General features: G+C 33.3%; 1 protein-coding gene and 2 pseudogenes. 1 reads left to right on the plus strand and 2 read right to left on the minus strand.

Features of this window, described 5'->3' with window-relative positions; translation table 11 throughout:
* A pseudogene (locus J5J03_RS06795) lies at window positions 1-360 on the minus strand (transposase); the annotation flags it as partial.
* 520 nt (window positions 361-880) lie between these two features.
* Entirely contained in the window at window positions 881-1,093 is a 213-nt protein-coding gene (locus tag J5J03_RS06800; RefSeq protein WP_208587797.1) for a hypothetical protein, read from the minus strand.
* Here J5J03_RS06800 and J5J03_RS22395 point away from each other — a divergent pair.
* Window positions 1,051-1,756, plus strand: a pseudogene (locus tag J5J03_RS22395) (tyrosine-type recombinase/integrase); the annotation flags it as partial. The gene J5J03_RS06800 and the pseudogene J5J03_RS22395 sit on opposite strands and share 43 nt — an antisense overlap.

The following is a 1,756-nucleotide window of genomic DNA, read 5'->3' on the forward strand; positions in this document are numbered from 1 at the left end:
CGAATCTTTGCTTCATAATAATAGGTACTTCGGGCCATTTGCAGGACGTCGCACATTGCTGATACCGAGTATTTGTGACGGTTATTCCGGATCACCATCTACTTTCGTCCCATGATCAGCGCGGCCTGCTTTAAAATATCATTTTCCATGGCCAGTTTTTGATTTTCATTGTTCTGGTGTGCGATTGTCTTTTTCTTGGAGCGATCCACTTTCATGATACTGTCGAACCCACTTATCAATGGAGGAAGGCGTCAGTTCATATTCTTTAATAATTTCTGCACGGGGTTTACCAGATGCATGCAGTTGTACCATTTGTTCCTTAAATTCTTTGGAAAAGCTTCTTCTCATTCTTCTGGTCATTTTAAAACTCCTCGGCTTTTATTTGAACCAAGTCTATCTGACCTTAACTAACTTGTCCAATCTAGTGTAACCGGTTCAATCTCCTTTTCTGCATAATAAAAAGACACCTCGTTGAGATGTCTTTTTATTATTTATAATTTATAAAATATAGACTCTTAGAAAACTTTGATTCCAGTGTTTCGATTGCATTTTCTATTTCCACTATTGTTATCTCATAGGTTATAATTCTCTTTCTCAGACACACTATTTTTTGATCGACCAAAGATTTATAACGCTCAGATTTGGTTTTCTTTTTTTCTTTTTCCAGATATTCAATACAATTCTTTTCTTTTTTTATTACATCTTGTATTTTCTCTTTCTCATCTTTTAGAAGTTTAATCACTCTTAGACTGATGATAATCACCTCATGGAGTGTAGTATGAGATAATTATACTGTTTTTAATCAAAGGTTTGAAGACTATTAAAACGTGTAGTTTAGATACACGTTATTTTTTTAAAAAATACACCTCATTGAGATGTCTTATGATTCCATGCTTATAAAGAATTCAATAATGTCTTTTGTTTCTTCCTTGAGATAATGCTTATGAACAAAACCATCTTTAACCTTCTGAGGATTATTTATCTCATTCATGATTTCTGATGTTTTTTCAATACCACCATAAATATGAAAATTCCTTTCTGGATCCTTAATTCTTAAATCATCTTCACGATCAAGACTATAGTAAAAGAACAATTGAAATTGTCCATGGTACCATGCGAAATGCCATGGAAAAAGCTTTACATCTCAATATTGTCGATCGCAATCCAACAATTGGCGCAGTCATAAAAGGTAAAGAAAAAGAACGAAAAACTAAATTTATCGACTCGTCAGAAATACCTGTCTTTTTAAAAACTGCTTACCTATACGGGTATACTTACTGGTTGTTCTTTAGCTTTATGATTGATACTGGAATGCGCAAAGGTGAAGTCGCCGCACTCCAATGGTCAGATATTAACTTTAAAGAAAAAACTCTGAAAATAACTAAGACATTAGATTTTCAAGCAGATTCTGATGAGGAATTGTTTGGTGATCCAAAGACTTTTCGTTCTAAGAGGACAATAACTTTAACTAAGAATACAATTAACCAGCTTAAAGAACACTTGAAATGGAAAATACAAATAAGCAAAATTTAAATGATATTTATAGACATGACCTAAATCTAGTATTTTGCCGTGATGATGGTTATATAATGCCGAAGTCTAGTTTATTCAATGCCTTCAGCAGAATTCTAAAACAAGCAGGTATACCTAACTTACCTATTCATTCTCTAAGGCACACCCACGCTGTTTTATTATTAGAAGCTGGCAATGACATGAAATTCATCCAAGAAAGATTAGGACATGGAAGTTATCAAAT

Origin of the sequence: Gracilibacillus suaedae (assembly GCF_017599345.1) — a bacterium.
In the GTDB taxonomy this organism is placed as follows: Bacteria; Bacillota; Bacilli; order Bacillales; family Amphibacillaceae; genus Gracilibacillus; species Gracilibacillus suaedae.